This window comes from Nitratireductor sp. ATLC21, assembly GCF_057196525.1.
This window is the reverse complement of record NZ_JBXUOU010000002.1, coordinates 1,053,261-1,075,996: the sequence shown is the minus strand read 5'-3', so window position 1 is coordinate 1,075,996 and position 22,736 is coordinate 1,053,261. Positions and strand designations below refer to the sequence as shown.

Sequence of the window (22,736 nt, the reverse complement as noted above, 5' to 3'; positions counted from 1 at the left end):
CGGAGACCAACGCCATGCTGACCTTCCTGAAAATCCTGCACCTGTTCGGCCTCATGCTGGGCGCTGCCGGCGGTCTGGGCGGCATGATGGTGGCCATACAGGCCAAACGCTCCGAGGGCGCACCGCCGCCCGGCCTTCTGGCGCTGCGCCCGCGCTTCACACTCATCACGCTTTCAGGCGTTTTGCTCCTGTGGCTGACAGGCCTTTGGTTATGGCTGGTGCGCTATGAGGGCGCGCTTTTGAGCACGGCCTTCCTGCTCAAGCTCGTGGCGGCAGCCTTCATCCTTGCCGTCGCCGTGCTCGGTTTCATGGCCGTCCGGCGCGGTCAGCCCGGCACGCCGCCTCCGGCCTATCTGCAGCGGCTCGGCCCGCTCGCGGGCCTCGCCTCCTATATCGCCGTGGCGCTGGCGGTCTACGTTTTCGGCTAGCTACCCGGTGATTTTCGAGAAATCGGCAACCTGTGCCGTGGCGCTGCGAATGCGTGAAAGCAGCGCCAGACGATTTGCCCGAACCGCCTCGTCATCCGCATTGACCATCACACCATCGAGGAAGGCATCGACCGGCTGGCGCAGCCGCGCCAGGAAGGACAGCGCCTTCACATAATCATTGGCAGCGATGGCCTGAGCGGCAAAACTCTCCGCCTCTTCCAGACTGTCGAAGAGCGCCCGCTCCTCATCGGTCTCGAAGAGCTTCGCATCGACCGTCCCGGCGATGGCCGTCCCCTTCTTTTCCGCATCGGCCACGATGTTCGCTGCCCGCTTGGCGCCCGCCAGAAGGTTCTCGCCATCCGTGGTCGCCAGAAACTCCGACAGCGCCTCGACGCGCCGCACGATCAGGAGGAGATCGTCATTGCCGTTTCCGGCAATCTCGCCCGCCTGGTGCTGCCCCTCACCCTTACCCTCTCCCCGCGCGCGGGTAGAGGGGGACACAGACGCTGCCGCCTCTTCCTTCTCCCCGCCTGCGGGGAGAAGGTGGCCCGAAGGGTCGGATGAGGGGCCGGCACCACGGCTCGCCAAAACCGCATCGATCAGATCATACCGCGCACCCTGATCGCGCAGATAGACTTTCAGGCGGTCATGGAAGAAGGAGAGGAGGTCTAGAGCATATGTTTCAAAAACATCTTGACCTTCAGTCTTCCGCACAGCCTTCTCGATATTGGGGCGGGCTCCAGGTGTATCGACGATCCACCGGAAAAATTTCAGCAGGTTGAGACCAATCCCATTCTCCGAAAGTATCCGGATCACACCCAGCGCCGCGCGTCTCAGCGCATAGGGGTCCTTCGATCCCGTCGGCTTCTCATCAATCGCCCAGAAGCCCGTGAGCATGTCCAGCTTGTCCGCCAGCGCCACGGCCACGGCCACCGGCTCGGTCGGCACGGCGTCATTCGGGCCCTGCGGCTTGTAGTGATCCTCGATGGCCGCCGCCACCGCATCGCTCTCGCCCTGGAGTTCGGCATATTTGCGGCCCATGAAGCCCTGCAGCTCCGGGAATTCACCCACAACTTCCGTCTGAAGATCGGCCTTGGCCAGATGCGCCGCGCGCACGGCCTCTGCTGGGTCTGCCCCCACCACAGGCGCAAGCTCCTTCGCCAGTGCCGCAATCCGCGCCACGCGCTCACCCTGCGTGCCAAGCTTGGCATGAAAGGTCACGCCCAGATGGTCGAGCCGCGCCATGCGCTGGTCGAGCGGCTTTGAAAGATCGAGCCCGAATTTTTCCGCCGAGCCCTCAAGCTTGCCGAGATCCGGCAGCGCCGCCTGGTCCGTCTTCCAGAAATAGAGCGCATCGGAAAGCCGCGCGCGCACCACCTTGCCATTGCCGTGCGCAATTTCCCTGCCGCCGTCCTTCGCCTCGATATTGGCGGTAATGACGAAGCGATTGGACAGCTTTTCCGTCTCGCCCTGCGGGCGGCAGACAAAGCACTTCTGGTTGGCGCGGATCGTCAGCCGGATCACCTCCGGCGGAATGGTCAGATAGTCTTCCTCGAATTCGCCGAGCAGCACCACAGGCCATTCCAGAAGGCCGGAGACCTCTTCCAGAAGCCCCTCGTCTTCCACAAGCTCCAGCCCGTTGGCGAAAGCGAGATTGCGCGCGTCATCGAGGATGATGCGCTTGCGGCGGTCGGGGTCGAGCACGACCTTCGCCGCTTCCAGCTTCTCCACATAATCGTCAAAACGCCGCACGGTGAGGGCGTCGGGCGCATGGAAGCGATGGCCGAAGGTGACATTGCCAGAGCGGATGCCGTCGATTTCGAAATCCACCACCACCGGCTCTTCGGTTTCGGGCCCGAAGGTGCACAGGATCGATTGCAGCGGGCGCACCCAGCGCAGGCTGCCGGACTTTGCCGAGGCAGCGCCCCAGCGCATGGATTTCGGCCACGGGAAATTGCGGATGATGCCCGGCATGATGTCGGCGACGATCTCTTCGGCCGCCCGGCCGGGCTTTTCGATCACCGCCACATAGAAATCGCCCTTCTTGGGGTCGCTCTGAACCTCGGCCTCATCGATGGAGGAAAGCCCCGCCCCGCGCAAAAAGCCCTGAATGGCCTTTTCCGGCGCGTCGGTGCGCGGGCCCTTGCGCTCTTCGCGCACATCCTTGGAGCGGGCGGTCACGCCGCGAATGTCGAGCGCCAGCCGGCGTGGCGTCCAGTATTCGGTCGCCGCCTCATAGGTGAGCCCCGCATCCACGAGACCGTCCGTCACCAGCTTCTTCAAGTCGCCGGCGGCCTTGCGCTGCATGCGGGCTGGAATTTCCTCGGAGCGGAGTTCGAGAAGAAGATCGGGCATTGGGAGGTCTCTGAAAAGCGGACTGTATCGCGCCCGGCAATAGCAACTCCGCCCGCCAATGTCACCCGCCACGCGGTGCGAATGAACCTTTTCATCGCTCGGTGCGACTGACCGGTATCAGATCACCACCCGGACGAGAACCATGACAGCCGCCCCCGCCCTCCTGCATTCCATCGCGCTCAGCGCCTGCCTGATCCTTCAGGCCATGCCCGGCAGCACCGAGCGCCCCTCCGGCATCCGCCGCGCCTTGCAGACGCTTTCGGCAGAGCGAACACCAGTCACCGTCATCCCGGAAGCCCGAAGGGCTATCCGGGACCCATTGGAAGAACATCAGGAGGAGCGGCCCGGTTCTGTTTGGGCGACCCTCGGCGATGCCGGTCTCTTCTGAGGAAATCGGCCCCGCTGCTCAATGGGTCCCGGCTCTCCCTTTGGTCGGCCGGGATGACGCGGATAAGGTCCGACCGAGAAACCAGAACCTACTCCTGCGGCGCAGGCGTCATCCAGCCGATCATCGCGCCACCCGGCTCGCGCAGGATGGCGATGCGGCCAATGCCCGGCACATCGAAGGGTGCGCGCAAAACCTCCGCACCCTTTCCCTTCGCCTTTTCGAGAAGCGCGTCCACGCCATCGACCGCCAGATAGGGCATCCAGTGCTCCTCGACGCCGTCGAAATCCGGTCCTTCCATAGGGAAAAGCCCTGCAACCGGCGTGTCTCCGACCTTGGCGATCCAGTAGGTCCGACCGTCACCCATATCCATGCTGTCAAAGGTCCAGCCCACCGTGTCCGCGTAGAAGGTCTTCATCTTCTCCGTGTCGCGGGTCATCAGTTCGTTCCAGTGGAAACAACCATGCTGTGCCATGATGTCCTCCCTTGGCCCTTTACGAAAAACGGGGCGCATCCATGATACGCCCCGCCGCTTCAATCACCAAAGAAGATCGTTCAGGCCGCTGCCTTCTCCGCGCCACCCGCATCCGTCTGCAAAAACGCCTCGCCACAGGCCTTCGCCAGCTCGCGCACGCGCAGGATATAGCTCTGGCGTTCCGTCACCGAGATCACGCCGCGCGCATCAAGCAGGTTGAAGACATGGCTTGCCTTGATGCACTGGTCGTAGGCAGGGAAAACGCATTTGTGCAGATGCCCCTCACCCGCCGGTGCACCGGCGGCAAGGATCGCCCGGCACTCGGCCTCGGCATCCTTGAAATGCTGGAACAGGATGTCCGTGTCGGCATATTCGAAATTGAAGCGCGAATATTCCTGCTCGGCCTGCAGAAACACATCGCCATAGGTCACCTTGGCGTCGCCTTCGAGGCCGTTGAAGTTGAGGTCGTAGACATTGTCCACGCCCTGCACATACATGGCAAGACGCTCCAGACCATAGGTCAGTTCGCCGGCCACCGGCGCGCATTCTATGCCGCAAACCTGCTGAAAATAGGTAAACTGCGAGACTTCCATCCCGTCGCACCAGCACTCCCAGCCAAGGCCCCAGGCACCCAGCGTCGGGCTTTCCCAGTCGTCTTCCACGAAGCGCACATCGTGCGTCGCCATGTCGAGGCCGATGGCCTCCAGCGAGCCGAGATAAAGCTCCTGCAGGTTGGACGGGTTGGGCTTCAGGATCACCTGATACTGGTAATAGTGCTGCAGGCGGTTCGGGTTCTCGCCATAGCGACCGTCGCTCGGCCGGCGCGAGGGCTGAACGTAAGCCGCATTCCACGGTTTCGGCCCGAGCGAGCGCAGCGTCGTTGCGGGGTGAAACGTGCCCGCCCCCACTTCCATGTCATAGGGCTGCAGGATCACGCAGCCATGCGCGGCCCAGTAATTGTGCAGGGTCAGGATAAGTCCCTGAAACGAGCGCGTGGGGTGCGTGATGGGCAGATCGGTGCTTGGCGCGGTCACAATGCTTCTCCGGATGGTGCCGGCACGTCCTATTCCGCGCCCCGGCAAGCGTCAAGGCACAGCGCGTTTTTCATACCGGCTGCTTCCTGATGACAGCGTGCGGCAGCGTCCGCTCCAGCCGCAATGAGGCATTCTCGGCCAGCACTTTGTCCACGGCGTTTCGGCAGCCCTCATAGTCGTTGTAATCGTCGACGATCACCACCCCGCCCGGGCTCAGGCAGCGGGATACCGATGTGAGGCAGAAGAGGACGGGGTCGTACCAGTCGCAATCAATATGCACCAGGCAGAAACGGTCGCTCTCAGAGGGTGAAAACGTCTCTTGAAACAAGCCTTTGCGCAGGACGATCGATTGGTTGTCGACGCTCAGCCCAAATTTTTCGAAGGATGAGACGACCCGGCCATACAGATCATCCACGTAACCGTAATACTCGCCATCGCGAATGCCGGTCGACTTTCCCTCGGCAATCACCTTGAATCGGTTGTGCGCATCCGAGGCATCGCGATCAGTTGGCGGGGGTATCCGACCGAACACGTCGAAGCCGAGAAATCGGCGCTTGCCCCGACTTTTGGCCAGCACGATCGCAGACCCACCCAGCGCCATGCCGAACTCGGCAATATCTCCTGGAACATCTTGTGCCACCACGCGCTCAAGCTCGGCGTTGAGCGATGCCATGCGCTCAAGCGGCAGATAGGTCAGCCCGTCTCTCATCACCTCCCGTGCAACGGGCGGCAGGGACAGTTTCTGTCTGCGTTTCGTGAGCGAGCGCCGCAGTTTCTGAAACATCCCCACGTTTAACCCGCCCGTTCTTGTCGTGAAGGAAACACGAAAACGTTAGCCGTTCACAATCTCATTGTTCCTGTGGAGGAAGCCGGATTTCCTGTCCGGCCCGAAGCAGATCGGGGTTGCGCTGAAGATCCGGATTGACGGCCAGAATATCGCGGAACCGCTCGCCGTCGCCCAGTTGATCGACAGCGATGGACCAGAGGGTCTCACCATCCTTGATCGTATAAAACGCGTCACCCGTAGCTGCCTTTTCCGGGGTCTCGACCGCCTTGGTTTCGGTCTTAGGCTCTTCGGAGGCTTCCGGCTCTGCGGTCTTCCCGGCAGTTGGTTCTTCGGGCGTCGCCGTCCCGTCTACGATCACTTTCTCCGGCGTCGAAGCCTCAGCCAGTTTCTTCGGTTCTTCGTCAGGCAAACCTTCCTTCAGCTTCTTTTCCACCTCGGCGAGCAATTCAGGCTCCGGATCGAGGTCGCGCGCATGCGACCATTGATAGGTGGCTTCCAGCTTGCGGCCCGTGCGCCAATAGGCGTCGCCAAGATGGTCGTTCAGAACCGGGTCCTCGGGACGCAGCGAAACCGCGCGCTCAAGCTCCTTCGCGGCTTCCTCGTAGCGGCCAAGCCTGTAATGCGCCCAGCCAAGCGAATCGACGATATAACCATCATTGGGACGAAGCTCGACGGCCCGACCGATCAGTTCGAGCCCCTCTTCCAGCTTCATGTTCATATCGACCCAGGAATAGCCCAGATAGTTGAGCACCTGCGGCTGATCCGGATAAAGCTCCAGCGCCTTGAAGAAATTCGGCTCTGCCTTCTCCCACTCCTTCAACCGCTCATAAGCAATGCCGCGCTGATAGAAGAGGCTCCAGTGCTCACGTTCCGGCTCGGCAATTCGCTCGACCGCTCGGTCATAAACACCGGCGGCAGATCGATAATCCTTCTGCACCGCATAAACACGGCCCAGGGAGAGATATGCACGAATATCGTCGGGGTCTTTCTCTATAGCGGCATTGAGATAGGTTTCAGCCTCCTCGTGCCGGTCGAGATCGGCAAGATTAAGCCCGGTCTGAAGCTCGGCCAGACGGCGCCAGGGCGAGCCGGGCTTGATCCGGTCATAAAAGCTGATGGCCTTTTCCGGTTCACTCTGCTGTTCGGCCAAGGAGGCAAGCTGGACGAGGATGTCGTCATTGTCCGGGCTCAGCGCCAGCGCATAATTCAGGTAGAGCTTCACAAAAGGCTCGCCGCCACCGCGATTGAGAGCAGTGGCAATGTTGAGCAGAATTTCCGCAGCACCGGCGCGCGGATCGGGGACAGGGAAGGTGACCGCATCGCCAGCCTCGATCTTTTCGCGCAGAATCGTCGTGGCAGCGCGGCCGGTGATGTATTTCTCGCCATTTTCAAGCGCTGCGAGCGCCTTGTCCTTCTCGCCGCGTTCGGCCAGCCAGGACGCATAGGCTTCAGCCGCGCGCATATAGGTGTCCGGGCCCGCCGATGCGGCTGTCACGTCACCCAGCAAGGCATCGAACGCTTTCTCGGCCTCGGCATTCTGCCCACTTTGTGCGAGCATCAACGCGCGATGGTAGGAGCGGAACAAGCGGTACCAGTCCGGCCCGTCGAGTTCTTCAAGCGACGTTAGAGCCTGGTCGGTCTGCCCCTGCCCCAACTCCGTCCAAGCGGACATGATTGACGTGATCAGGCGGTCGAGATCCGATTCCAGAACCAGTTTCAGCCAGTTCTCAGCCTGCGCATAGTTTTCACCGCGCAGCGCATCGACCGCGAGCCCCAGCCGTGAAAAACGTTCCATTTCGGGAACGGATTTGAGCGCACGAGCATGGGGCAGCGCATCATCGAAGCGCCCTTCGGCGACCAGCGCCAGAAGCAGGCTTTGCTGAATGGCCTGATTGTCGGGCTGGAAGGCAAGCGCCCGCTCGTAATAGTCGATGGCGCTCTCGAAATCATTGTCCGCCTCCGCAGCGCGGGCGGCCAGGAATGCTCCGGAGAATGATGAAATCGCGATCAGATCACGATCGTCGGCACCGCCCTCTTTTGCCATCGCGAGCTGAGGCGCGAATGCGAGGAACCCCGCAAAGCCCACCGTTGCCAACAGTCCGGAGTTGAAACGCTTTCTCATTGGCCATCCCGCTGCATACTTATCCTCATCTCTTCTTCCTCCGCCGAAGCGAAGAGGTAGGGAATCCCTGCTTTCCTCGCAGACAAGCATGGCCTTTTTGCGGAAACGCTTCAACGAGAACTGTTTCCCCTGCTATCAGGTCACGCGACTGATGCAGAAATCAATCACATCGAGAAGCGCGTCTTTCTGCGGCGTCGGCCTGAGCGGAGCCAGCGCATCGCGGGCGATCTCGCCAAAGTGGCGCGCCCGTCCGATCGTGTCGCCGATGGCTCCATGCTTGTGCAAAAGCCCGATCGCCTTCTCGAGCGCCGCGTCGTCGCACTGATTGTCCTCGATGGCGCTTTTCCAGAAGGCCCGTTCATCCGGGCTGCCGCGGCGATAACTCAGGATCACCGGCAGGGTCACCTTGCCCTCGCGAAAATCGTCGCCGACATTCTTGCCGAGGTCCGAGCTCTTGCCGCCATAGTCGAGCGCATCGTCGACAAGCTGGAACGCCAGACCAAGATTGGTGCCGTAGGAGCGTAGCGCAGCACGGTCGTTGCGGGTAGCGCCCGCCACCACCGGCCCCACTTCGGCGGCCGCCGAGAAGAGTGCAGCCGTCTTCGCCTTGATGACGGCCAGATATTCGTCCTCGGTCGTTTCCAGATTCTTGGCGACGCTGAGCTGAAGCACCTCGCCCTCGGCAATGACGGAGGCTGCCGTGGAGAGAATATCGAGCGCGTCGAGCGAGCCGACCTCGACCATCATGCGAAACGCCTGGCCGAGGAGGAAATCGCCCACCAGAACGCTGGCCTGGTTGCCCCAGATCATGCGCGCTGTCTTGCGGCCCCGGCGCAAATCGCTTTCGTCCACCACGTCGTCATGCAGCAGCGTGGCCGTGTGCATGAATTCCACGCTGGTGGCGAGCTTCACATGCCCTTCGCCCTCGTAACCAAACATCTGTGCGGCAGCGAGCGTCACCATGGGGCGCAGGCGCTTTCCGCCGGAATCGATGAGATGCTTCGCCAATTCAGGGATGAGTTCGACATCCGAGCCGGCCTTCGAGAGAATCAGCTCGTTGACGCGCGCCATTTCGTCGGCCGTCAGGTCCATAAGGCTTGCGACGGAGGCTGCGCCACGCTTGCCATCGAGATTCAACACTACACCCACAGATGGTTCTCCAATCACGACCAGGCACGGTCAGGAAAAGACCCTGCCGAAACGTCCAAACTTTCCCGGCAATCTAGTGCCCCGCCCCCACGCGGGGCAAGCGGCGAATGCGCACGGTGCGCTTACCCGCCAATCACGAAGTCGTTTACAGGGGTTGCGCAAACTGTCAACGTCGCGCCCATGATCGAACTTGTCCGTACCAATGATCCCGTGGTCATTTCCTTTGTTGAGAGCCTCCTGCGCGACGCCGGCATTGCTTGTTTCGTCGCGGACCAGAACATGAGCATTATGGAAGGCTCGCTCGGCATCCTGCCGCGCCGTGTCATGATCGACGCGAGTGACGAGGCGGCGGCCCGGCAATTGCTGAAAGATGCAGGCATCGGGGATGAAGCCCGTTTCGATGATAGAAACAATGCCTGACACGCGTACCGAAGGTTTGCACAGCGTTGATTCCTTCCATCGCGATGCATTCCGGCTTGTTCAGCCCACGGGACGCGGCCACCGCTCCGGCGTCGATGCCATGCTCGTGGCCTCAGCTCTCCCGGGCTGCCTTGAAGGCGCAATTGCCGATCTCGGGGCGGGCGCGGGCGCTGCCGGTTTCGCGGTCGCCGCCCGCTGTTCCAAAACCCGCGTCACCCTTGTCGAGAATGCCCCGGAAATGGCCGAATGCGCGCGCCGCACCATCGCGCTGCCGGAAAACGCCGCCCTTTCCGACCGTGTGCGCCTGATCGAGGCCGATGTCACGCTGTCAGGCGATGCGCGCGAGAGGGCCGGGCTTTTGCGCAATGCCTATGCGGCGACAATCATGAACCCGCCCTTTAACAGCGCCAGCGACCGCGCCACGCCGGATGCACTGAAGCGCGCCGCCCATGTCATGGGCGACAACCTTTTCGAGGCATGGCTGCGCACGGCAGCCGCCATCACCAAGCCAGGCGGATTTCTGGCGCTGATCGCCCGCCCCGCCTCGCTGTCGCCCATTCTCAAGGCGCTTGAGGGTCGTTTCGGTGGCGCCCGCATCGTCCCGGTGCATGGGCGCGCCGGCAGTCCGGCCATCCGTATTCTCCTGCGAGCGCAAAAGGGTAATCGTGCCGGCCTGACGCTCGAACCGCCCCTCATCCTGCGCGACGCCGACAACCAGGTGACCGAACGCGCCGAGGCGCTGACCAACGGACAGGCGGCGCTTTTCGGCGATTGAACGAGCCCGGCCATTGCACGAACCGCGCAAATGCCTACATGCTCACGAGCAACACGTTCCATTCTTCTGGAGTAAGCACGCCCTTGCGACGCCTTGTGAGCCGCCTCGTCCCCAAAAAACTCCGCGGTGATGCCGTCACCATTCCTGTGATCCGGCTTTCCGGCGCGATCATGCCGTCCAACAGCCTGACACGCCAGAACCTCTCGCTTGCCACCACCGCGACCGTGATCGAGAAGGCGTTCGCCGTGCCCGATGCGCCGGCCGTCGCCATCGCGCTCAATTCGCCGGGCGGCTCGCCCGTGCAGTCCCGCCTGATCTTCCGCCGCATCCGCGATCTGGCGGTGGAGAAAGACCGGAAGGTCTTCATCTTCGTCGAGGATGTGGCCGCTTCCGGCGGTTACATGATTGCTGCGGCGGGCGACGAGATCATCGCCGATCCTTCCTCCATCGTCGGCTCCATCGGCGTCGTGTCCGCCGGCTTCGGCTTTCAGGAACTCATCAAGAAGATCGGTGTCGAGCGCCGCGTCCACACGGCCGGCCAGAACAAGGCGATCCTCGATCCCTTCCAGCCGGAAAAGAAGGAAGACGTCGAGCGCCTGAAGGCCCTGCAGCTCGAGATGCACGAGATGTTCATCAATCTCGTCAAGGAGCGGCGCGGCGCCAAACTCTCCGACGATCCGGAGCTTTTCACCGGCGCCTTCTGGACGGGCACCCGCGCGCTCGATCTCGGTCTGGTCGATGGTCTCGGCGACATGCGCTCCGTTTTGAAGGAGCGCTATGGCAAGAAAACGAAACTCGCGCTCATCACCCAGCCGCGCGGCCTGTTCGGGCGCAAGCTCGGCATTTCCAGCAGCGCCGGCAGCATTCCGGATCTGGGTGCTGCAATCGCCGGCAATGCCGCCACGGGTCTGATCGAGGCTGCCGAGGAACAGGCGCTCTGGCGCCGTTTTGGACTTTGACGAGGCGCGCCCGGGCGTTAAACTCGCGCGCGAAACCGGAGGATCGACAATGCCGCAACTGATCTTCTTTGCCGCGGTGGGCGTGGTGGCCTATGTCGGCTACCGCAAATTCGTCCGCGAGGCAGAGCGCGTCACCGCGAAGGCGCGGCGCGCGCGCAGGGAAGCGGCGAATGGCAGCATGGGTACGCTCGTCTACGACCCGAAGACCGGCGAATACCGCGTCGCCAAAGACTGATACCTGAGTAGAAGCATGCACAGCATGATCGCCCCCGCCAAGGTGAATCTGGCGCTGCACGTCACCGGACGGCGCGCGGATGGCTATCATCTGCTGGACAGTCTTGTCGCCTTTTCCAGCCATGGCGACCTGCTCGAGGTGGAAGACGGGGCGGAAGACGATTTCTTCGTTTCCGGCCACTTCGCCGCCCATGTCCCGATCGGCGAGACCAATCTTGTCACCCGCGCCCGCGATCTTCTGCGCGAAACATTCGGGGAGAGAGCCTGCGCGCCCGTTCATCTGCACCTTGAAAAGAACCTGCCTGTTGCCTCCGGCATCGGTGGCGGCTCGGCCGATGCGGCAGCCGCGCTCAGACTTCTCGTCCGCCACTGGCAGATCGACATCGACGAGGCTACGCTGGCAAAACTCGGCCTCAGCCTTGGCGCGGATGTCCCCATGTGCCTGTCATCGAAGCCGCTCCTTGCGCGCGGCATTGGCGAAGCGCTTGAGGAGTTGCCGCATTTCCCCGCTCTGCCGCTTGTTCTCGTGAACCCCAACATCCCGCTCTCCACGCCCGAGGTGTTTTCCAGGCTTGAGCGGCGCGACAATCCCCCCCTCTCGCCCCTCGGCGCATTCACCGACACGGTGTCTGCCGCCCATTGGCTGAAGGAGGCGCGCAATGATCTTGAAGACCCTGCCTGTCAGCTCGTGCCACAGATCGAGGATGCGCGCGATGCGCTGAGGCGAGCCGGCGCGCTTTTCGCCCGCATGTCCGGCTCCGGTGCCACGTGCTTCGGCGTCTTTTCCAGCCGGCCCGAGGCGGATCAGGCAGCGGCACTTCTTGAAGAGCGCCATCCCGACTGGTTTGTCCTCGCCACCGAAACGCGCTCCCCCGTTCCCACGCAAGCCGAGAACGCTCATGTCCAGCACGCCCGTGCGTGAATTCATTCCCGTCCGCTTCGCGGTGCTGACCGTTTCCGACACGCGTGGCCTTGAAGACGACCGCTCCGGCCAGACCCTTGCCGAACGCATCGATGAGGCCGGCCACACGCTCGCCGATCGAAAGATCGTGGCAGACGATATCGAGGCCATCCAGATGGCCGTCAAACTGTGGTGCGCCGATCCCGGGGTCGATGCCGTCATCACCACGGGTGGCACCGGCTTCACCGGGCGCGACGTGACGCCAGAGGCTCTGGAACCGCTGTTCGACAAACGCATGGATGGCTTCTCGCAGGTCTTCCACCGCATCTCCTACGAGAAGATCGGCACCTCCACCGTCCAGTCGCGCTCCACCGCAGGGCTCATCGACCAGACCTTCGTCTTTGTCCTGCCCGGCTCCACCGGCGCTTGCCGCGATGCCTGGGACGGTATCCTGAAAGACCAGTTCGACTACCGGCACATGCCGTGCAATTTCGTGGAAATCATGCCGCGCCTTGCCGAGCATCTGAAACGCGGCGGCGGCAAGTCCGCCTGATCCTTTCCTGAGCCTGAAAAGCTGAAGCATTTTGCAGTCAGGTGGAATCACCTGACGTCCGCACAAATGCGGAAAAACAGACAGATAGAGCGGAGCAGCGTTTCCGTGAAACGATGAACCGCTCTGAAAACTGCGGCACCATTCCCGCGAACCCTTTTGCACGCCTGTGGAAAACTCGCGCGCCTCGATTTTGCCAAAAGTTCTTGCTTTGTTCTCATTCATCGAATAGGAATAGATTCATCGGCAGCGACGCTGATTCTGCTTTCCGCTTTAGTCCCCGCGTCCTGGAAAGTCAGCGAAATCGCTCAGTCATGGAGCAAGCCATGGAACAGATTGTGAGAGCAGATGCAGCCGCCTTCAATGGCGGCGGGGCCGCGACAGCCAACACGGTGATCGACCGGTCGGGCATTCGCATCGATTCCGAGCGCCGGCGGGGCCGGGCCGCGGGCATCAACCCGTCAGGTCGCTATGAACCGGTCTCCCGCCATGTCTTTGACGATGGCTGGGGCTCGCTTGAGGAATTGCCGCCCTTCAAGACCGAGGTTCAGGTGGAGAGGCCGCGCACCATCATCACGCGCAACACCTCACCCGATATTTCCTTTGACCGCTCCATCAATCCCTATCGCGGTTGTGAGCATGGCTGCGTCTATTGTTTCGCCCGCCCCACTCACGCCTATATGGGTCTGTCGGCGGGGCTCGATTTCGAGGCGAAGCTCTTTGCCAAGCCGGATGCCGCCCGGCTTCTGGAACGCGAGATTTCCAAACCCGGCTACCAGCCGCGCACCATCGCCATCGGCACCAACACCGATCCCTACCAGCCCATCGAGAAGAAATACCGCATCATGCGCGAGATTCTCGAAGTGCTTGAGGCGCACGGACACCCGGTCGGCATCGTCACCAAGTCGGCGCTCGTCATGCGCGATATCGACATTCTTTCCCGTATGGCGGAGAACGGGCTGGCCAAGGTTGCGCTATCCGTCACCACGCTGGACCGCAAGCTGGCGCGTACCATGGAACCGCGCGCGGCAACGCCCTCGCGGCGGCTGGAAGCCATCCGTGCGCTGACCGACGCCGGCATCCCAACCTCCGTGATGATGGGCCCCGTCATTCCCGGCCTTACCGATTGCGAGATCGAGCGCATCCTTGAATCCGCCGCCACTGCCGGCGCACGCGAGGCGGGCTATATCATCCTGCGCCTGCCGCTCGAGGTCAGCCCCATTTTCAAGGAATGGCTTCTGCGCCATGCGCCCGACCGCTATCGCCACGTTCTTTCCCTGATCCGCTCCATGCGCGGCGGCAAGGATTACGACGCCGAATGGGGCAAGCGGATGAAGGGCACCGGCCCCTATGCCTGGCAGATCGGCCGGCGCTTCGAGATCGCGGCAAAGCGGCTCGGGCTCAATCAGGAAAAGCGCAAGCTGAGAACGGACCTGTTCAAACAGCCGCAGCCGGGAGGCGAACAGCTCATGCTGCTTTGACAGCGCCCTGCCCGATCCGCCTCCTGCTTCGGCATCGCAGATCGACGCATCGGAGCGGCGCCCTGTTTGCGTAAACGGCGCCGTTTCCGGCAGCACACCCTTCCCGTCCGGCTTTGCATCCCCGTAGCCGACGGTTGCTTCCCGGCCCATCCGCCCCCTCGTTGCCGGGAGGCCCTTGCGGAGAATCGGAAGCGATGCGAGCATCGCCGCACTATGGCTCGCACGCGTTCCGATTCTCCCACTCTTTTTGATCTGCCCGTTCGCCCCGACTTCCAGATGGAGGCCGCGCTCCTGCGCGAGGGTCTGGCCCCTGTGGCAGGGCTCGACGAGGCAGGCCGCGGTCCGCTGGCAGGCCCTGTGGTCGCCGCCGCCGTCATTCTCGACGCGAACCGTCTTCCCGACGGGCTGGACGATTCCAAACGGCTTTCCGCCGAGGCGCGCGACCGGCTGTTCGAAGCCATTATCGAGATGGCCGTCAGTGTCTCCGTTGCATCTGTCTGCGCGGCAAGCATCGACCGGTCCGACATCTTGCGCGCCAGCCTTGAGGCCATGCGCCGCGCAGCGGCCGGGCTTTGCGTCACCCCGCTGTTTGCACTGGCCGATGGCCGCGATGTGCCGCCGGGGCTGTGCTGCCCGGCGCGTGCCGTGGTGAAGGGCGATCAGCGCAGCCAGTCCATCGCCGCTGCCTCCATCGTCGCAAAAGTCACGCGCGACCGCATGATGATGCGCGCTGGCGGTGTCACGCCTGCTTATGGTTTCGAAGCCCATATGGGTTACGGCACCAAGCGCCACCGCACAGCCATAACGCAGCATGGCGCAGTATCGCGCCTGCACCGGATGAGCTTCGCCCCGCTGCGCGATCTTGGCATCACGCCGGCCGCTTCCAGTGGGAAAGCTGTCGCGCAGCCACTGGTGAGGATGAGCGACAGCGAAGCCGTGGATCCCCAAACCGCCTGAACCCTCCTGGCATGTAGTTTAAGCCCACCTGGCCGCACAATTGCGCTCAGAACGACACGGTGGCCGCTGCGAGGCGAGGAGCCGGATGGCTTCAGGCGACGGAAATCCACACAGAAAAAAACGCCGCCGGAAACCGGCGGCGTTTCAAATTGTTCCGCTTTGCAAAAGCCAATCAGTTCAGCTTCGACTTCACGTCCTGGATTGAAGCCTTGAACAACTCTCCGCCCGTCTTGGCATCGACCTTCTTGGCCAGAATGCTGCGTGCGGCTTCCACGGCGAGGTCCACGGCGCTCGCGCGCACTTCGTTCACCGCGTCCTGCTCCGCCTGTTCGATCTTCTGTTCGGCAAGGGCCGTGCGACGGGCGACATATTCATCCGTCTTCTGCTTGGCTTCCTTGACGATCAGCTCGGCCTCGTGCTTGGCGGCGCTGACAATGTCCTGCGCCTCCTGCTCGGCTTCCTGCCGCTTGCGCTGATATTCGGCGAGCAGTTGCTGCGCGTCCTCACGCAGCTTGCGGGCCTCGTCAAGCTCGTTGCGGATGCGTTCGGCACGCCCGTCAAGCGCGCCATTGATCATGCCGGGCACCTTGAAATAGGCAAGGACCCCCAGGAAGATGATGAGGGCAACAAACGCCCAGAATGTCGCGTCCATGGCCCTCTCCTACTGCTTCACGGACTTGACGGCGGCTTTCGCCGCAGTCTTGTCGAGCTGGCCGCCGACCAGTTCCCGGACGATGGATGCCGCTGTGTCCTCGGCAATCGTACCCACGTCCTTCATGGCCGTTTCCTTGATCGAGGCGATGCGCTTCTCGGCCTCATCGAGCTTGGCGTCGAGCTGCTTCTCGATCTCACGACGCTCCGCATCCGCTTCCGCCTTTGCGGCGTCGCGGGCTTCCTGGCCGATGACATTGGCCTTCTTGCGGGCGTCAGCCAGTTCCTGCTCATAGGCAGCAACAGCCGCGTCCGCCTCTTCCTTCATCCGCGCCGCCTGGTCGAGGTCCTGGGCAATGCGGTCACGCCGCACTTCCAGAATACCGCCGATGCGGGGCAGCACGACGCGCTTCAGGAACAGGTAGAACAGCCCGAAAGTAATCGCCAGCCACAGGATCTGCGACGGAAATGTGGACGAATCGAAAGGCGGGAAGCCGGCCTCGTGTGCGCCGTCTGACGCAACGCCGGTTTCCGAATGGGTCGCTTCCGCGGCGTCTTGCGCCGAGGCTGCGAATGCCGATGCCACAAACATTGTCTACCTCTTTTAAAACCGGCCGGACGCCCGAAAGCGGCCGGCCACGCACACGAAACGCGCGCTTAGGTGAAGAGGAGGAGCAGAGCGATGAGCAGCGAGAAGATGCCGAGAGCTTCCGTAACGGCGAAGCCGAAAATCAGGCGGCCGAACTGGCCGTCTGCTGCCGACGGGTTGCGCAGGGCGCCCGAAAGATAGCTGCCGAAGATGTTGCCCAGGCCCAGAGCTGCACCGGCCATGCCGAAACAAGCGATACCGGCGCCGATAGCCTTTGCTGCTTCTACTTCCATTTTAAAACTCCTTGTGATCGCGGATTTGCGTGTTTTCTTCAGACTTGGCGGAAACCGCCGGTGAAACCTGTTTTCCTCTGACCGGCCCTTGAGGCCGGAACGAAGCCGATCTTTTCAAACCTCTTGATCAGTGGCCGGGATGGACGGCGTCGTTCAGATACATGCAGGTCAGAACGGCAAAGACGTAGGCCTGCATGAAGGCGACGAGGAATTCGAGACCGGTGATCGCCACGGTCATGATGAGCGGCAGAACGGCGCCGGCCACACCGGCCGCGCCAAGGGCACTCATGGAGGTGACAAAGCCGGCAAAAACCTTGAGCGTGATGTGTCCGGCCAGCATGTTGGCGAAAAGACGAACCGAGAGGCTGACGGGGCGCGACAGGAACGAGACAATCTCGATCAGCACCACCAGCGGAACCACGACACCGGGCACACCTTGCGGCACGAAGAGCTTAAGGAAGCCGAAACCGTGCTTCCAGAAACCGTAGACGACCACCGTTCCGATCACCAGAAGCGCGAGCGCGAAGGTGACGATGATATGACTGGTCACGGTGAAGAAGTAAGGGAAGAGGCCAAGAAGGTTGGCCATCAGGACGAACATGAAGATCGAGAACACGAACGGGAAGAACCGCATTCCGTGCGAGCCCGCCGAATCGCGCAGCATGGAGGCCACAAACTCGTAGCTCATCTCCGAGATGGACTGAAGCCTACCGGGAACCAGTCCACGGCTCGACGTCGTCAGAAACAGAAATGCGCCGGCGGCGACCACCGTCGCGACCATGAAGGCGGACGAGTTCGTAAAGGAGAAATCCAGTCCGCCGACCTCAATCGGAATCCACTTGGAGATCTGGAACTGATGGATCGGATCGTTGGCCACCTGGCCCCCCTCACTTCTGGTCTGGCGCCCGGGCGCCGTTCACTTCTTCTCAGGATCCCGCCCATCATCCGATGAGCGAATCCCAAATTCAGCAACAAGTCCCGCCGAGCGCAGGACATTGAGAACACCCGCCCCGAAACCCAGGAGCAGGAAAATGATCAGTCCCCAGGGAGACGTACCGGCAAAATGGTCGATGAACCACCCAAGAGCAGCGCCGACACCCACGCCGGCAATAAACTCGCTGGACAGTCTGAGCGCCTGCGCGGCGCCCGCCATATCGCCCTTCGTCTTCCCTTCACCGCCGTCTTGCTTCGCCGGTCGTTTCTCTGCGAGAGCCTTCTCCAGATCGGCGCGCCGGCGCTCCAGGTCGTCCGGCTGATCCTTGTCGGCCACCGCAATCTCCGTACCGGGTTTGCTGGTCAGCGGCTATCCGCTTGAAAGTCGCGCGCAACATAGTGAGCACCCACGCCCCAGTCAAGCCGCTGTCGACGCCATTCACAAAGACGAAAACGCATTGAAAAACAACATGATGCCTGGATGCGACAATGCGCGCAGCGGCAAATGACACCATGAAAACGGGAATCGCGGCATCTCCTGCCGCGTTTCAGCCCGTCATTTGCGCGATTTCCCCGCCCTTATCAGTTCCAGCCGCCGCCATAGGTGCGGTAGAAAATATGCTGGCCGATCTTTTTCATCCGCTGCATGGCTCCCGCCCAGCGCGGATGCACATAGGTCGCATGATAGTGTGTGGAGGAGCCGACTTCGGGCAGCCAGATCTTGCCTGCGGTCGTGGCCATGGCCACTTCCTGCGCCGTCTTGAAATGAGCCGGGCTGGCCACACGGTCGCGAATCCCGTCGCAGGCAAAGGAAAACTGGCAGCGGTTGCGCCATTTCTCGTTCTGGTAGACCACCCCGCAGATGGTGTTGGGGTAGGTGGGATTGCGCACGCGATTGAGAATGACTTGCGCCACCGCTGCCTGCCCTTTCACGGATTCGCCGCGCGCTTCGAAGTAGATGCCGGCTGCGAGACATTGCTGCTCACGTTTGGAAAACACCGTCTCGGGAAGCGGTTGCCGCGCCCAGGGATGATCCTTCGCGTCCACCGGCGGAATAAACCGCCCGGCTGCCGGCTCCTCCTCGCGCAGGATGCTGGCAAATGGCGAGGCTTTCGCATAGTCGGGCTTCTGCGGCGCGTAAGCCGTGGCAAGAATGTCAGGCTGATCGTTGTTGACCAGCTCGGCGATCGCGCGTGGCAGCGTCGGGTCCGCCTTCTTGTCCTTTTTCATATAGAAGGCCGAAGCGATGCGCACTTCCTTGCCCTTGATGTCAGGATCGACGAACGCCATCAACGGCTGATCGGTTGAGGGCTTTTCGAGAAGAAAACTGGTCTTCTCAAAGATCGTGCCGGCTTCGAAAAGTTTCGGCGGCTGGACCGGCACGACCTGAACAAGCCGACCTGTCTTTTCGGCACGGTTGATCCGCTCCTCGTCCGGCGTGGTGCCGGTGAACCCTTTCTTGCCGCGGAAGGCGATCTTGCCGATGCCTGGGGCAGCGATGCCGGAACCGGAAATGCTGCCCGTCTTCAGGTCGCCATCAACAAAGGGCATCTCAGCCTGATGGATCGAACCGGCAACGGATTTTTCCACGAAGGCCGCCCAGCGCGGCCCCGTGCCCTCTTCTCCGGAAACCAGCCCGGCCATGTCCTGATGCGCGACAATACCTGGAAACCCGATCCAGAACCCCAACGCCACCAAAGCTGGTGCCAGAAAGGAACGCGATTCATCAACCGCCTTGCGCGGTACTCTTCCACTCCGACGAAGCACCCACACTCTCCGCTACGCAACTCAACCCGATTTCCAAAACCATATTTGGTTAACCTTGATTACTGGTTAACAGGCTGGCCGGTCTTGCAGGCGCAGCAGCGAACGCAAACGAAAACGGGCCTTGCGATGCAAAGCCCGTCATCTTTTAAACGCGTGGTGATACCGCCTTCAGCGGCGTTTCTTCGCCCGCCCCGCATAGGGGTTGTCGGAGGTGCGCAGCGCAACACGGATTGGAACACCGTAGAGATTGAACGTCTCTCGCAAGCCGTTCATGAGATAGCGCACATAGGATTGTGGCATCGCTTCAGGCCGCGAACAGGAGACAACGAAGCCCGGTGGCCGTGTCTTGATCTGCGTTATGTACTTCACCTTGAGCCGGCGTCCGGCCACGGCCGGTGGCGGATGCTGTCCCGTCGCGCCTTCCAGCCACCGGTTGAGACGGCCCGTGGAGATGCGGCTGTTCCAGGTGCGATGGGTCTTTTCCACCGCTTCCATAAGCTTGTCGAAGCCGCGCCCGGTCTCCGCAGAAATTGGAATCGCCTGCAGCCCGCGCACCTGCGGCAGAAGCCGCGCCGTCTTCTCATGCAGTTCGGCAAGCGTCTCCTGCCGGTCCTCGATCAGGTCCCATTTGTTGAAGGCAATGACCGGCGCCCTGCCCTCGCGGATGATCAGGTCGGCGATCTGCAGGTCCTGTTTCTCAAACGGGATGGTCGCATCAAAAACCACGATCACCACTTCGGCAAAGCGCACGGCGCGCAGCCCGTCGGAGACGGAGAGCTTTTCCAGCTTTTCCTGTACGCGTGCCTTGCGTCGCATGCCGGCCGTATCGAAGAGCTTGATCTTGCGGCCACGCCACTGCCAGTCGACGGAAATCGAATCGCGCGTGATGCCGGCTTCCGGCCCCGTCAGCATGCGCTCCTCGCCCAGAAGCGCGTTGATCAGCGTCGACTTGCCGACATTCGGTCGCCCCACAATTGCGATCCGCAACGGTTTGGACGAGTCGTAGACTGCCTCTTCTTCCGAATCGGGCTCGATGTCCTCTCCGACGGCAATCTCGTCCGTTGAAACAACGAGCTCCTCCGGATCTTGCGCCAGCGCTCGCTCCTCTCCAAGCGCCTCGACGATGGCGTCACGCAGATCGGACATGCCAAGACCGTGTTCCGCCGAAACCTCGACCGGATCGCCCAGTCCCAGTTCCCATGCGTCGAGAACGCCGCTGCGGGCTGCATTCACGTCCATCTTGTTGGCGACCAGCACGACCGGCTTGCCGCTGCGGCGCAGGAGATTGGCGAAGGTTGCATCGTCGGGCATTACACCGGCGCGGGCGTCGATCATGAAAAGCGCGATGTCGGCCTCGTCGATCGCCTGCTCGGTCTGGGCACGCATGCGCCCCTCCAGTGTCGGCGCTGCAGCACTTTCCAGACCGGCCGTGTCGATCACCTCAAACTTGAGGTCCTGAAGGCGGGCGGGATGGGAGCGGCGGTCGCGCGTGACACCGGGTGTGTCGTCGACAATGGCCAGACGACGGCCGGCAAGCCGGTTGAACAGTGTCGACTTGCCGACATTCGGCCGGCCGATGATTGCAAGCTTGAAGGCCATCTTGGCTCACCGCTCTCCGGCTATTCCGCCGGGCTCGATCCGAGAATCAGCTCAATCATCATCTCGGCGCGCTGGCGGGTGTTGCGGGGGGCCTCGGCATCACCGGAAATCTGCTGGAAAAGCTGAAGCGCGTCGTCACGCTTGCCTTCCTTCCATGCTGCAAGACCAAGCGCCTCGCGCGCCGTGTGCCGCAGTGCGTTTCCGTCCGCCGTCAATGTTTCAACGCGCGCTGAAACATCGGCATAGGATCCGTGATCCACCAGAAGGAGCCCTGCCCGAAGGCGAGCAATGTCGGCGATCACATCGGTCACCGAGCGGTCCGCCGCAATGGCATCGAATGCCGCCACAGCGCCGTCCGTGTCGCCATCGGCAGCCAGAACGGTGGCAGAACGCATGCGCGCCAGCAGCGGATAGGAGCCGTAGCCATTCTCTTCCAGTTCCTTGAAAGCGGCAAGCGCTTCATCGTTCTCGCCCTGGCGGGCAAGTTCCAGTGCCTGGGAAAAAGCATCGCCCGAAGCATTCGCCCGAGAGGATGTCCAGCGCTCATAACCAACATAGCCGGCAGTGGCGAGGACGAGAAGAACGGCGGCACCAATGGCAATGGGGCCGAAACGACGCCACAGAGATTTGAACTGATCCTGGCGAAGCTCTTCATTGACTTCGCGAATGAAACTGTCGTCGGACATATGCGACCCATGCTTGGCGGGCATTTCCCGCGCTTTTCCGGTTTCCGGCTTTTTAGACGAAATTTGCCGCCATGGAAGGGGGGGCTGGCATTTCGTCTCTATTCTGTTGTTTTGGGGGCAACTCCCGTTGCCGTAAAACGATATTGCTTTCCAAACTCGGCCATATTTGGCCAGTAACGCTGCCCTTCGAATTGCATAGCGGATTACGTGATCATGCTCAAATTTCTCTGCGCCGGTGCAGCAGCACTTGCGTTGACTGGTTCCTGTTTTGCCGGGAACACCGCAGCGGCGAAGTCGCCACAATACGTGATCATCTCCTTTGACGGTGCCCTGCATCTGGAACAGTGGGAGCGCAGCCGCGCGCTTGGCAAGGAAACAGGCGCGCACTTTACCTACTTCCTTTCCTGCGTTTATCTCCTCTCTCCCGAAACGCGCAAAACCTATCAGGCGCCAGGCATGGCCCGCGGACGCTCGAATGTCGGCAGCGGGTACTCTCGCGAGGATGTCGAGGGTCGACTCGGTCAGATCTGGTCCGCCCGCGCCGAAGGGCACGAGGTGGCAAGCCATGGCTGCGGTCATTTCGACGGAAAAAACTGGAGCGCGGACGACTGGGCGCAAGAGTTCGAACAATTCGCGACCATTGTCGCCGATGCCTGGAAGCTCAACGGGATCAAGGGTGAACCTGAAGGTTGGCGGGATTTCGCGCGCAAGGAAATACGCGGTTTCAGAGCCCCATACCTTTCAACGAGCAAGGGACTGTTCAAAACACTTGAAAAGAAGGGCTTCGCCTACGACGCCAGCGCTGTTTCGCGCGGCCCTGTTCTGCCCAGAACCCGCGACGGCGTCGCGCATTTTTCTCTCCCGTTGATACCGGAAGGTCCACGCGGCAGACAGGTAATTGCCATGGACTACAACCTCTATGTGCGCCACTCCGGCGGCAAGGAGAAGCCGGAGGCAGCGTCCGCGTTTGAGCAACGGGCGTATGATGCCTTTATGGGCACGTTCGACAAAGAATATGAAGGCCGCCGCACGCCGGTTCAACTCGGTTTCCATTTTACCCTCATGAATGACGGTGCCTATTGGAACGCGCTGGAGCGCTTTGCGCGCGAAGTCTGCGTGAGAGACGACGTGGAATGCCTGAGCTACCGGGATTATCTGACTGCCGTCTCGGAAGCCGAAGCCCCGGTCCAGGGCGGAACCTGATTG

At 61.8% G+C, this 22,736-nt stretch carries 25 protein-coding genes; 11 read left to right on the top strand and 14 right to left on the bottom strand.

The genetic code is table 11. The features are described 5' to 3' along the window. The first annotated feature begins 14 nt into the window (after nt 1–14). Complete coding sequence (locus AC2CHD_RS12650) at nt 15–428, top strand: hypothetical protein (protein WP_484553967.1); 414 nt, start codon at nt 15–17, stop codon at nt 426–428. Here AC2CHD_RS12650 and glyS read toward each other — a convergent pair whose 3' ends face one another. Next, the gene (glyS, locus tag AC2CHD_RS12645; protein ID WP_484553966.1) at nt 429–2,783 is read right to left on the bottom strand and encodes a glycine--tRNA ligase subunit beta; all 2,355 of its coding nucleotides are present in this window, start codon (nt 2,781–2,783) and stop codon (nt 429–431) included. Between the two features lie 142 nt (nt 2,784–2,925). Between glyS and AC2CHD_RS12640 the strand changes: the two genes are divergently transcribed. Next, entirely contained in the window at nt 2,926–3,171 is a 246-nt protein-coding gene (locus AC2CHD_RS12640; protein ID WP_484553965.1) for a hypothetical protein, read from the top strand. An 88-nt stretch (nt 3,172–3,259) separates the two neighbouring features. On the opposite strand, the gene AC2CHD_RS12635 is transcribed toward AC2CHD_RS12640, so the two are convergent. From AC2CHD_RS12635 to AC2CHD_RS12615, 5 genes are all read right to left on the bottom strand, one after another. Continuing rightward, complete coding sequence (locus AC2CHD_RS12635) at nt 3,260–3,643, bottom strand: VOC family protein (protein WP_484553964.1); 384 nt, start codon at nt 3,641–3,643, stop codon at nt 3,260–3,262. A gap of 80 nt (nt 3,644–3,723) precedes the next feature. Continuing rightward, on the bottom strand, nt 3,724–4,656 hold the full coding sequence (locus AC2CHD_RS12630; protein WP_484554242.1) for a glycine--tRNA ligase subunit alpha: 933 nt from the start codon (nt 4,654–4,656) through the stop codon (nt 3,724–3,726). A 91-nt stretch (nt 4,657–4,747) separates the two neighbouring features. After that, complete coding sequence (locus tag AC2CHD_RS12625) at nt 4,748–5,461, bottom strand: TylF/MycF/NovP-related O-methyltransferase (protein WP_484553963.1); 714 nt, start codon at nt 5,459–5,461, stop codon at nt 4,748–4,750. Nucleotides 5,462–5,525: 64 nt separating this feature from the next. Beyond that, entirely contained in the window at nt 5,526–7,586 is a 2,061-nt protein-coding gene (locus AC2CHD_RS12620; RefSeq protein WP_484553962.1) for a tetratricopeptide repeat protein, read from the bottom strand. A gap of 135 nt (nt 7,587–7,721) precedes the next feature. Further along, nucleotides 7,722–8,735, bottom strand: a complete 1,014-nt coding sequence (locus tag AC2CHD_RS12615; RefSeq protein WP_229447604.1) for a polyprenyl synthetase family protein — start codon at nt 8,733–8,735, stop codon at nt 7,722–7,724. Between the two features lie 180 nt (nt 8,736–8,915). Between AC2CHD_RS12615 and AC2CHD_RS12610 the strand changes: the two genes are divergently transcribed. The 8 genes from AC2CHD_RS12610 (at nt 8,916) to AC2CHD_RS12575 (ending at nt 15,012) form a co-directional block, all read left to right on the top strand. Then, complete coding sequence (locus tag AC2CHD_RS12610; RefSeq protein ID WP_484553961.1) at nt 8,916–9,155, top strand: putative signal transducing protein; 240 nt, start codon at nt 8,916–8,918, stop codon at nt 9,153–9,155. Further along, nucleotides 9,148–9,930, top strand: a complete 783-nt coding sequence (locus AC2CHD_RS12605) for a tRNA1(Val) (adenine(37)-N6)-methyltransferase (RefSeq protein ID WP_484553960.1) — start codon at nt 9,148–9,150, stop codon at nt 9,928–9,930. Before AC2CHD_RS12610 ends, AC2CHD_RS12605 begins: the two co-directional genes overlap by 8 nt. Before the next feature lie 83 nt (nt 9,931–10,013). After that, on the top strand, nt 10,014–10,889 hold the full coding sequence (locus tag AC2CHD_RS12600) for a S49 family peptidase (protein WP_484554241.1): 876 nt from the start codon (nt 10,014–10,016) through the stop codon (nt 10,887–10,889). 49 nt (nt 10,890–10,938) lie between these two features. Beyond that, nucleotides 10,939–11,124, top strand: coding sequence for a hypothetical protein (locus AC2CHD_RS12595; RefSeq protein WP_007006833.1), 186 nt, complete (start codon nt 10,939–10,941; stop codon nt 11,122–11,124). Between the two features lie 24 nt (nt 11,125–11,148). Further along, nucleotides 11,149–12,045 (top strand): 4-(cytidine 5'-diphospho)-2-C-methyl-D-erythritol kinase, encoded by an 897-nt coding sequence (locus AC2CHD_RS12590; protein WP_484554240.1) that lies wholly within the window; start codon nt 11,149–11,151, stop codon nt 12,043–12,045. Beyond that, the gene (gene moaB, locus AC2CHD_RS12585) at nt 12,023–12,577 is read left to right on the top strand and encodes a molybdenum cofactor biosynthesis protein B (protein WP_484553959.1); all 555 of its coding nucleotides are present in this window, start codon (nt 12,023–12,025) and stop codon (nt 12,575–12,577) included. The genes AC2CHD_RS12590 and moaB overlap by 23 nt, the downstream gene beginning before the upstream one ends. Nucleotides 12,578–12,900: 323 nt before the next feature. Next, the gene (locus AC2CHD_RS12580; RefSeq protein ID WP_484553958.1) at nt 12,901–14,055 is read left to right on the top strand and encodes a PA0069 family radical SAM protein; all 1,155 of its coding nucleotides are present in this window, start codon (nt 12,901–12,903) and stop codon (nt 14,053–14,055) included. Nucleotides 14,056–14,268: 213 nt separating this feature from the next. Further along, a complete protein-coding gene (locus tag AC2CHD_RS12575) occupies nt 14,269–15,012 on the top strand; it encodes a ribonuclease HII (RefSeq protein ID WP_484553957.1) in 744 nt (247 codons plus the stop codon). 172 nt (nt 15,013–15,184) lie between these two features. Here the strand turns inward: AC2CHD_RS12575 and AC2CHD_RS12570 are convergent, their stop codons facing one another. From AC2CHD_RS12570 to AC2CHD_RS12535, 8 genes are all read right to left on the bottom strand, one after another. Further along, nucleotides 15,185–15,664 carry a F0F1 ATP synthase subunit B gene (locus tag AC2CHD_RS12570; protein WP_484553956.1) on the bottom strand — a complete coding sequence of 160 codons (480 nt, stop codon included), beginning with the start codon at nt 15,662–15,664 and terminating at the stop codon, nt 15,185–15,187. Nucleotides 15,665–15,673: 9 nt separating this feature from the next. Continuing rightward, complete coding sequence (locus AC2CHD_RS12565) at nt 15,674–16,255, bottom strand: F0F1 ATP synthase subunit B (protein WP_484553955.1); 582 nt, start codon at nt 16,253–16,255, stop codon at nt 15,674–15,676. 65 nt (nt 16,256–16,320) lie between these two features. After that, a complete protein-coding gene (locus tag AC2CHD_RS12560) occupies nt 16,321–16,545 on the bottom strand; it encodes a F0F1 ATP synthase subunit C (RefSeq protein ID WP_065816112.1) in 225 nt (74 codons plus the stop codon). Between the two features lie 127 nt (nt 16,546–16,672). Further along, complete coding sequence (locus AC2CHD_RS12555) at nt 16,673–17,422, bottom strand: F0F1 ATP synthase subunit A (RefSeq protein WP_229447613.1); 750 nt, start codon at nt 17,420–17,422, stop codon at nt 16,673–16,675. 39 nt (nt 17,423–17,461) lie between these two features. Further along, nucleotides 17,462–17,815 carry an AtpZ/AtpI family protein gene (locus tag AC2CHD_RS12550; RefSeq protein WP_229447614.1) on the bottom strand — a complete coding sequence of 118 codons (354 nt, stop codon included), beginning with the start codon at nt 17,813–17,815 and terminating at the stop codon, nt 17,462–17,464. Nucleotides 17,816–18,060: 245 nt separating this feature from the next. Next, complete coding sequence (locus AC2CHD_RS12545) at nt 18,061–19,245, bottom strand: cell wall hydrolase (RefSeq protein ID WP_484553954.1); 1,185 nt, start codon at nt 19,243–19,245, stop codon at nt 18,061–18,063. Nucleotides 19,246–19,413: 168 nt separating this feature from the next. After that, on the bottom strand, nt 19,414–20,844 hold the full coding sequence (der, locus tag AC2CHD_RS12540) for a ribosome biogenesis GTPase Der (protein ID WP_484553953.1): 1,431 nt from the start codon (nt 20,842–20,844) through the stop codon (nt 19,414–19,416). A 20-nt stretch (nt 20,845–20,864) separates the two neighbouring features. Continuing rightward, on the bottom strand, nt 20,865–21,530 hold the full coding sequence (locus AC2CHD_RS12535) for a tetratricopeptide repeat protein (protein ID WP_484554239.1): 666 nt from the start codon (nt 21,528–21,530) through the stop codon (nt 20,865–20,867). 213 nt (nt 21,531–21,743) lie between these two features. Between AC2CHD_RS12535 and AC2CHD_RS12530 the strand changes: the two genes are divergently transcribed. After that, on the top strand, nt 21,744–22,733 hold the full coding sequence (locus tag AC2CHD_RS12530; protein ID WP_484553952.1) for a polysaccharide deacetylase family protein: 990 nt from the start codon (nt 21,744–21,746) through the stop codon (nt 22,731–22,733). The last annotated feature ends 3 nt before the right edge of the window (nt 22,734–22,736 follow it).

What these genes read in the sequence shown, in the direction of transcription:
- AC2CHD_RS12650 (WP_484553967.1), top strand. Translation starts at nt 15, where the DNA reads ATGCTGACCTTCCTGAAAATCCTGCACCTGTTCGGCCTCATGCTGGGC.
- glyS (WP_484553966.1), bottom strand. Translation starts at nt 2,783, where the DNA reads ATGCCCGATCTTCTTCTCGAACTCCGCTCCGAGGAAATTCCAGCCCGC.
- AC2CHD_RS12640 (WP_484553965.1), top strand. Translation starts at nt 2,926, where the DNA reads ATGACAGCCGCCCCCGCCCTCCTGCATTCCATCGCGCTCAGCGCCTGC.
- AC2CHD_RS12635 (WP_484553964.1), bottom strand. Translation starts at nt 3,643, where the DNA reads ATGGCACAGCATGGTTGTTTCCACTGGAACGAACTGATGACCCGCGAC.
- AC2CHD_RS12625 (WP_484553963.1), bottom strand. Translation starts at nt 5,461, where the DNA reads ATGTTTCAGAAACTGCGGCGCTCGCTCACGAAACGCAGACAGAAACTG.
- AC2CHD_RS12620 (WP_484553962.1), bottom strand. Translation starts at nt 7,586, where the DNA reads ATGAGAAAGCGTTTCAACTCCGGACTGTTGGCAACGGTGGGCTTTGCG.
- AC2CHD_RS12610 (WP_484553961.1), top strand. Translation starts at nt 8,916, where the DNA reads ATGATCGAACTTGTCCGTACCAATGATCCCGTGGTCATTTCCTTTGTT.
- AC2CHD_RS12605 (WP_484553960.1), top strand. Translation starts at nt 9,148, where the DNA reads ATGCCTGACACGCGTACCGAAGGTTTGCACAGCGTTGATTCCTTCCAT.
- AC2CHD_RS12595 (WP_007006833.1), top strand. Translation starts at nt 10,939, where the DNA reads ATGCCGCAACTGATCTTCTTTGCCGCGGTGGGCGTGGTGGCCTATGTC.
- AC2CHD_RS12590 (WP_484554240.1), top strand. Translation starts at nt 11,149, where the DNA reads ATGATCGCCCCCGCCAAGGTGAATCTGGCGCTGCACGTCACCGGACGG.
- moaB (WP_484553959.1), top strand. Translation starts at nt 12,023, where the DNA reads ATGTCCAGCACGCCCGTGCGTGAATTCATTCCCGTCCGCTTCGCGGTG.
- AC2CHD_RS12580 (WP_484553958.1), top strand. Translation starts at nt 12,901, where the DNA reads ATGGAACAGATTGTGAGAGCAGATGCAGCCGCCTTCAATGGCGGCGGG.
- AC2CHD_RS12575 (WP_484553957.1), top strand. Translation starts at nt 14,269, where the DNA reads ATGGCTCGCACGCGTTCCGATTCTCCCACTCTTTTTGATCTGCCCGTT.
- AC2CHD_RS12570 (WP_484553956.1), bottom strand. Translation starts at nt 15,664, where the DNA reads ATGGACGCGACATTCTGGGCGTTTGTTGCCCTCATCATCTTCCTGGGG.
- AC2CHD_RS12565 (WP_484553955.1), bottom strand. Translation starts at nt 16,255, where the DNA reads ATGTTTGTGGCATCGGCATTCGCAGCCTCGGCGCAAGACGCCGCGGAA.
- AC2CHD_RS12560 (WP_065816112.1), bottom strand. Translation starts at nt 16,545, where the DNA reads ATGGAAGTAGAAGCAGCAAAGGCTATCGGCGCCGGTATCGCTTGTTTC.
- der (WP_484553953.1), bottom strand. Translation starts at nt 20,844, where the DNA reads ATGGCCTTCAAGCTTGCAATCATCGGCCGGCCGAATGTCGGCAAGTCG.
- AC2CHD_RS12535 (WP_484554239.1), bottom strand. Translation starts at nt 21,530, where the DNA reads ATGTCCGACGACAGTTTCATTCGCGAAGTCAATGAAGAGCTTCGCCAG.
- AC2CHD_RS12530 (WP_484553952.1), top strand. Translation starts at nt 21,744, where the DNA reads ATGCTCAAATTTCTCTGCGCCGGTGCAGCAGCACTTGCGTTGACTGGT.